8 protein-coding genes are annotated in these 6859 nt (G+C 64.8%); all 8 read right to left on the bottom strand.

What is annotated here, in order from left to right; all coding sequences use genetic code 11:
- Positions 1 to 621: 621 nt before the first annotated feature.
- The 8 genes from NJE57_RS20070 to NJE57_RS19010 all read right to left on the bottom strand — a co-directional run bounded on the left by NJE57_RS20070 (position 622) and on the right by NJE57_RS19010 (position 6813).
- Positions 622 to 951 (bottom strand): transposase, encoded by a 330-nt coding sequence (locus NJE57_RS20070; protein WP_413464443.1) that lies wholly within the window; start codon positions 949 to 951, stop codon positions 622 to 624.
- Between the two features lie 79 nt (positions 952 to 1030).
- Positions 1031 to 1804: an SDR family NAD(P)-dependent oxidoreductase gene (locus NJE57_RS19040; protein WP_319030087.1), complete on the bottom strand. Its 774-nt coding sequence runs from the start codon at positions 1802 to 1804 to the stop codon at positions 1031 to 1033.
- Positions 1805 to 1813: 9 nt separating this feature from the next.
- On the bottom strand, positions 1814 to 2248 hold the full coding sequence (locus tag NJE57_RS19035) for a nuclear transport factor 2 family protein (protein ID WP_319030086.1): 435 nt from the start codon (positions 2246 to 2248) through the stop codon (positions 1814 to 1816).
- Complete coding sequence (locus NJE57_RS19030; protein WP_319030085.1) at positions 2229 to 2918, bottom strand: ABC transporter ATP-binding protein; 690 nt, start codon at positions 2916 to 2918, stop codon at positions 2229 to 2231. Before NJE57_RS19030 ends, NJE57_RS19035 begins: the two co-directional genes overlap by 20 nt.
- A gap of 25 nt (positions 2919 to 2943) precedes the next feature.
- Positions 2944 to 3702 carry an ABC transporter ATP-binding protein gene (locus NJE57_RS19025; protein WP_319030084.1) on the bottom strand — a complete coding sequence of 253 codons (759 nt, stop codon included), beginning with the start codon at positions 3700 to 3702 and terminating at the stop codon, positions 2944 to 2946.
- The gene (locus NJE57_RS19020) at positions 3699 to 4685 is read right to left on the bottom strand and encodes a branched-chain amino acid ABC transporter permease (RefSeq protein WP_319030083.1); all 987 of its coding nucleotides are present in this window, start codon (positions 4683 to 4685) and stop codon (positions 3699 to 3701) included. Before NJE57_RS19020 ends, NJE57_RS19025 begins: the two co-directional genes overlap by 4 nt.
- The gene (locus NJE57_RS19015) at positions 4672 to 5559 is read right to left on the bottom strand and encodes a branched-chain amino acid ABC transporter permease (protein ID WP_319030082.1); all 888 of its coding nucleotides are present in this window, start codon (positions 5557 to 5559) and stop codon (positions 4672 to 4674) included. The genes NJE57_RS19020 and NJE57_RS19015 overlap by 14 nt, the downstream gene beginning before the upstream one ends.
- 33 nt (positions 5560 to 5592) lie before the next feature.
- A complete protein-coding gene (locus tag NJE57_RS19010) occupies positions 5593 to 6813 on the bottom strand; it encodes an ABC transporter substrate-binding protein (protein ID WP_319030081.1) in 1221 nt (406 codons plus the stop codon).
- Positions 6814 to 6859: the final 46 nt, after the last annotated feature.

Genomic DNA, 6859 nt, shown 5'->3' with positions numbered 1-6859 from the left:
GCAACCCAATTCGGATACAGAGCTCAGACAACCGAACGCCACGCATTCATCAGCGGCGTCTCCTGGAGCGCCTACCCCGAACTCCACCAGGAACCCGACACCACAGAACCCGACACCTGACCAGTAGAAAGAACTCTATGGACGCTCCCCGCACATAGAGAGAATCCGGGTAACAGCCCAAGCTTCCGCCCGAACCAGCTCGGAGCTGCATATTAGCTCCGTCAGTGCGGCGAGCCCAAGCGGAATGGCTCCGTTGGACAGGACCCATTCCTGAGACACGCAGATGGTCCCTGAACTGGCTTTCTCCCTGCGGTCGTTGCGCCTGCCGCAATCTGTATGCGAGTTCCGCAATCACGCTCCGGTCGACATCGGCGGCCACGACAGTCCACCGCGACCGTCTTCGTCCTGCGTGCCCCTACGGCTGACAGGCCTCCACCTGGCGACATACCCAACAGCCTGATCGCACCGGGGCTACCGACCCTGTCGCGCTCGCCCTCCACGAGAAAGGGGATAACGCACTTTCCCATCAGAGCTTTATGGGCACTCCCCGCACATAGAGAAGATCCGGGTAACGACACCAAGCCTCCACCCGGGCCGGCTCTGAACTGCGCCGTTCCTGCATCACCGTGGCAGGCCAGAACGGAACGGGAGCGATGGACGGGCCCGGTTTCTGAGGGATGCGACGTGCCTCTGAGCTGGCTTTTTCGCTACGGTCGTTGCGTCTGCCGCAGTCTGTGTGCGGTTTCCGCAATCAAGCTCCAGTCGGCAAAGTCCGCTAATGCGGCCCACCGCGGCGGCCTTGTCCTGGCTCACCCCAACGACTGGCGGGACTTCTCCCTGAGCCCCGGTCCGCGCCCGCCAGGCCGTCGCCTCAACGACCGTGCGCCGATCATCCGGCGGCCGGCCCGTCGCCTTGACCGCCGGGAACAACGGACTGATCACAGTCCACATCTCATCGGAGATCACGACACGCGTTATCACGCATCCAAGCCTCACGAACCAACCCGCGAAAACCGTTTAGCAACACGCCCTAATCCCAGATGATGCCACTGTCGACGTTCATCGACTGACCGGTTACCCCCTGGGCCGCGTCAGAGGCCAGGTAGAGAACCGCGCCGGCGACATCGCGCGGGGAGGTAAGGCGGCGTAGGCTCGCCAGGGACGCCAGTGCCGCACGTTGCTCATCCGCCGAGGCGCCACCCTGGGCGGCACGCTCGTGGATGACCTGCTCGAATAGGGCGGTCTCAGTGACCCCGGGGCTGACCGCGTTCACCCGGATTCCCAGGTGGCCGAGTTGTGCCGCCGCGACGCGGGTCATGGCGAGGACCGCACCTTTGGTACTGGCATATGCGATGTTCGACGTACCTGACCATCCCTTGCCTGCGATGCTGGCGATGTTGATGATCGCTCCACCGCCTGACTCGCTCATGAACTCTGCTACGCGCTGCATGGCGAAGAAGCAGCCGCGGGCGTTGGTGTCAAAGAACAGTTGCCAGTCCCCAATGCTCACATCGAAGAACTCTAGTCCGCGTGTGACCGCCGCGTTGTTGACGAGCACGTCGACGTGACCACGAGACTCGACCACGCCATCCACGAGCGAGCGGACAGATGCCGGGTCCGCCATGTCGACCCAAAGCCAGGATGCACCGCCACCTCGGCGCCGGGCATCATCGGCCGTGGCGCGCGCCCCGTCCTCATCGATGTCGGCGACGACCACGTGATAGCCCTCCGCCCCCGCCTGCAAGCAGATCTCCCGACCGATGCCCTTGGCTCCACCGGTAACAATCATCGTCCGCTGGGACACGAGTCCTCCTCAATACGTGTGTGGTTCCTGACCGGCGAACGTCTCTCGTAGGTGCTCGGTGTCGAGATATGCGCGCACGGACGTGATCCGTTGTTGTTCGACAGTGAAAGCGAAGTGGTACTCGTTGCGGTACTGCCGCCCAGTCTGCAACTCAGCTTCGACCAACGCTTCCAAAGCGACCCGCGACCCCTGCACCGTCCAGGACCGCGGTGTGAAGCGGAGACATCCGTCGGTCGAGGCTGCCAGGACGTTCTCGATCAGGTCGCACACCTCGAGTCCTTCTCGAGTCCCCGACAATCCAGGGACGGATCCACCCACCCACCATGTCACGTGCGGTGCAAGGAGCACTTGGGCATCGGCAGCCCGCCCGGCCGACAGCGCCGCGCAGAACGCAGCGACCTGCTCGGCGGACGAGCGGGTCGGATCAGATGCCGAGGTAGGCATGGGACACGAAGTCGTTGTTGCGCAACTCGCTCGATGGACCGTCCAAGACGACCTTTCCTGTCTCCAGGACATAACAATGATGGGAGAAGTCCAGCGCCACGGTGGCATTCTGCTCGACGAGCACGACGGTCGTGCCGGACTCCGCGATCTGGCCGAAAAGTCCCGCGATCCGCTGGACGATGATCGGCGCTAGCCCCGCGCATGGCTCGTCGAGCAGGAGGATGTCCGGTCGGCTCATCAGAGCACGCCCAATTGCGACCATCTGCTGCTGACCACCGCTCAGTTGTTCAGCCCGAATGCGCAACTTTGGCTGGAGCTCCGGGAACAACGCCAAAATCTCCTCGAGCGAGGACTCCCCGGACTTGCGGACCCGGTAGCCACCGATCTCGAGGTTCTCCTTCACCGTCAGATCTCCGAAGAGTCGACGCCCCTCCGGCACCAGGGCGGTACCGCCCGCCACGATCTCCTTTGTCCCGAGAGTTGTGGTCTCCCGGCCCTGCACCAGGACCGAGCCGTCAGACAGGGGCACCAGGCCCATGATCGCCTTGAGGAGCGTCGACTTGCCCGCTCCATTAGCGCCGATGACAGCTGTCACCTTGTCACGCTCGGCAACCAGGGACACCCCGTCCAGCGCCAACGCCCGGCCATATCGGACTTGGATGGAGCGCACGTCGATGTCAGTAGGTGCTGCTGTGTTATCCAAGGTATGCCTCGATCATCCGTGGGTCCTTCTGGACCTCTTGGGGGGGGCCGTCGCAGATCTTCTGTCCGCGGTCGAGAACGACGACGCGGTCACACAGCCGCATTACGGCGCGCATGTTGTGGTCGATGAAGAGCACTGTCATGCCCCAGTCCTGGCGGAGGTGCCGGACCAGATCCAGCACCTCCGAGGTCTCCTGCTCGTTGAGTCCCGACAGCGGCTCGTCGAGGCAGAGCAGGTGGGGGGCGGTGGCCAGCGCGATGGCGATGCTGAGCCGGCGTTCGCACCCGTGGGGCAGGTCCCCGGCGACGTCGTCGGCTAGGTCGGTGAGAATGCATGCTTCGAGCAACTCCTCGACCGACCGACCGCCGCGGCTGCGACGCGTGGCACCGTGCACCGCCTCGACGTTCTCCCGGACCGTCAGCGGTGCGAACACACCGTGGTCCTGGAGCGTGCGACTCAGACCGAGTCTGGTGATCGCGTGGGTGGCGAGCTTCGTGATGTTGCGCCCCTCGAAGGTCACCGAGCCAGCGGAGGCGCGGTGAACCCCGCTGATCACGTTGAACAGCGTGCTCTTGCCCGCACCGTTGGGTCCGATGAGACCGAGGATCTCGCCCTGCTGCAGCTCGAGACTGACGTCGTCGACGGCCTTGAGCCCGCCGAACACGCGGCTGACCGATCGCAGCTCGAGCAGGGGGTCGCCGCTGCGCGGCGACACCGGCTCCGACGACTTCTCCGCGACTGTGGCGCTCATGAGGCTCGCTCCTTCTCCATCTCAGACGGTGTCGGGTCCAGGTCCTCCGGCTGGTCGGGTTTCGACGATCGCGAACTCCGCAGACGATTGAGCCCGAGGTGCGCAGTTCCGACCAGGCCCTTGGGCATGACCACCATGGCGACCATCAGTGCTCCGCCGTAGATGAGCGGCTCGTAGGCGCCGAGCATCCGCATCTCCTCGGTCAGTAGGGTCAGGAACGCAGCCCCGATCACCGCACCGACCAGGTAGTCACGACCGCCGATCATCACGAACGCGAGGACGGTGATCGAGATCATGTAGGAGAAGTCTGGCGGCGCAACCACCGAGCTGTAGTGGGCGAAGAGCCCACCGGCCACTCCGGAGATCACTCCGGCCACGACCAGAGCGAAGAGCTTGACCGATCGAGGGTTGATTCCACCGAACGAGGCGAGCAGTGGCTTATTCTCCACCGCCGCGAACTGGCGGCCCAAGCGCGAGCGCTCGAGCATCACGAGCAGGAGCGCGACCACGCCGGTGATGATCACCATGGCGATCACCGTGGCTCGTGGATCGGCGAATACCCCGACGATCCCGGAGTTGCCGCCGACCCAGTCGGTCTTCGTCAGCGTCAGGCGGAACACCTCGTTGGCTGCGAAAGTGACGAGGATGAAGGCCGCTCCACTCACGCGCAGGACGAGTACGCCGAAGACCAAGCTGGCGAGCCCAGCCAACAGACCGCCAGCGAGCACCGAGATCAGCAGCGGCGCCTCGAGGAGGAGGTTCATCTGTGCGGCGGTGTAGGCCCCGATCCCATAAAACGCACCGACCGCGAGGTTGATCTCCCCGGCTTGCATCACCAATCGCATGGCCATGGCGAGCAGGGCATGGATGCAGATCCACGGGACGACGAGCGCGCCCATCCCGTCGCCCAGCCCGGTGCCCAGCCCGATCGCGACCGCAACGGCGGTGACGCCAATCGGCGTCACCCACTCAAAGTTCCGCATGACCCATCAACCCCTGAGGACGGAAGAGCAGGACGATGATGACCACGACGAAGGTGAAGATCGTGGCCGTCGTGAGGTCGAACATCTGCGTGCCGACGCTCTCGGCCATCCCGACGAGCAACCCGCCGTAGATAGCCCCTGTGAGGCTGCCGAGCCCACCCAGGATGATGATCACGAATCCCTTCATCAGGAACTCGAAGCCCATCGTGGGGGTGACCACCGTGGCTGGGGCGATCAGCACGCCCGCCACAGCGGCCAGCGTCGTGGCCAGGAGAACACCCACGAGGGCGATCCTGGTGGCGTTGATGCCCTGAAGGGTGGCGGCCTCAGCGTCTGCCGTAACCGCGCGCAGCGCCTTGCCGGTCGTGGTGGAGCGCACGAAGGTCGCCACAGCGATGGTGACGGCGATCGCAACCACGAAGATCATCACCCGCTCTAGGGTGACTGACGCTCCCAGGACCGAGATCCGACCGTCGAGGACGGCCGGGACAGACTGCGGCTGGGCGCTGAACGTCTGCCGCACAATCACCTCGACCACCAGGGCGAACCCGATGGTGACGATCAGTGTCGAGATCAGGTCACCCGTGAAGCGCTTGAAGAACGCGTAGTACAGCGCGACCCCCACCACTCCCAAGATGACCGTGGCCACGGCGAACGAGCCGAGATAAAGCAACCACACCGGCACGCCGGGCATGTTGTCTGCTCCATAGCTCAAGATCACGTACGCCGTGTAGGCGGCGATGGCGAACAACGCGCCGTGGGCGAAGTTCACGACCTTCATCACTCCGAAGATCAGTGTCAGTCCGAGGGCGAACAGGATGTAGACCGAACCGATCTGCAACCCGTTCACCATCATCTGGACGAAGAGTTCCACTTCAGCTCCTCGTGGAATTGGTGGGACGGTCGGTCACTGCATGGCCTGGAGCTCTGCGGGGATGAGGCGCTCCACCTCCACGATGGCGTTGTCGCGGACCTGGGTCACGATCATGGGCGTCAGGATCTGCTGCTTGGAGCCGTAGACCTCTTCGGCGCCGAAGGCCGACGGGCCCCAGGAACTCTCGAAGGTCATCGTGGTCAGGGCCTCGACGACGGCGTTCGACTCGATCGTGCCGGCTTCCTCGATCGCTTCGGCGAGCGCGATCACGCCGTCGTAAGCGCCGATCGTGACGCCGTTGAGTTCTTCACCGGTGGCATCCTCGAGACCAGCTTGCAGCTCCTGCTGCTTCTCGGTGGCGTTGCTGTCGGAGAAGTCCGCAGCCAGACCCATGTAGACGCCTTCCGCGGCGCCGGCCGCGGCGTCCACGAGCGCCTGGCCACCCGTGCCGGCACTGAGTAGCGTCGGGCCGTCCCAGCCCTGGTCCGCGAGCGCGCGCAGGAGCAGGCCGGCAGGACCGGGGGTGACGGTGGTGAGGTCGATGGCACCGGGGTTGCCGTTCAGCAACTTGGTGGCGATCGGCGCGAACTCGGTGGTCCCGTGCTCGTAGAAGTCCGAGCTGATGACCTCGACGTCGAGGCCGGCCCACACGTCTTGAGAGACCTGCTCGGACTGGATGCCGGTCGCGTCGTTGATGCCGAGGAGCGCGATCGTGTCGAAGCCGCCCTCGGCGTCGAGGACGTACTCGGCCAGCGGCTGCAGGACCTCGAACGGCGTGTTGATCACCGTGAAGGTGTAGGGAAAGTCCGGGCCCTTGAGGTCTTTGCCCCACGCGGAGGTCATCATCGGGACCTCCGCGCGCTCGGTCATCGACTGCAGGGCCTGGACGGGCGCGGTGCCGACGCTGAACGAGATCATGTCGACATTGTTGGAGTTCAGGAGCGTCTGGGCCGCGCGAGCGCCGCCGGCCGCGGTGTACTCGTTGTCCTGGATCGCAATCTCGATCTCGAGGTTGCCGTCGTCGGTCTCGACGCCGCCGGTCTCGTTGATCTCGTCGGCCGCCTTCTCCGCGAGCCACTTCGCCGCGTTGCCCCAGCCGGCCGCGTCGCCCGTCAGCGGGGCCGAGATGCCGAAGACGACCGTGCCGTCACCGCCTTCGCCGCTGCCCGAGCCTTCCCCACAGGCGGCCAGAGGGAGCATCAGGCCGGTAATGAGGGCCGGGATGGTCAACCTCTTCATTGTGCTGCGATTCATCCAGCTTCCTCCAGTTCGCGGGCGCCGAGCGGCACCACTCATTCGA

The organism is Dietzia sp. PP-33 (assembly GCF_033790845.1).
GTDB lineage: Bacteria > Actinomycetota > Actinomycetes > Mycobacteriales > Mycobacteriaceae > Dietzia.
This window is presented reverse-complemented; position numbering and strand designations above follow the sequence as displayed.

Coding starts and splice junctions, on each gene's coding strand:
- NJE57_RS19020 (WP_319030083.1), bottom strand. CDS start 4,685: ATGCGGAACTTTGAGTGGGTGACGCCGATTGGCGTCACCGCCGTTGCG.
- NJE57_RS19035 (WP_319030086.1), bottom strand. CDS start 2,248: ATGCCTACCTCGGCATCTGATCCGACCCGCTCGTCCGCCGAGCAGGTC.
- NJE57_RS19010 (WP_319030081.1), bottom strand. CDS start 6,813: ATGAATCGCAGCACAATGAAGAGGTTGACCATCCCGGCCCTCATTACC.
- NJE57_RS19025 (WP_319030084.1), bottom strand. CDS start 3,702: ATGAGCGCCACAGTCGCGGAGAAGTCGTCGGAGCCGGTGTCGCCGCGC.
- NJE57_RS20070 (WP_413464443.1), bottom strand. CDS start 951: ATGTGGACTGTGATCAGTCCGTTGTTCCCGGCGGTCAAGGCGACGGGC.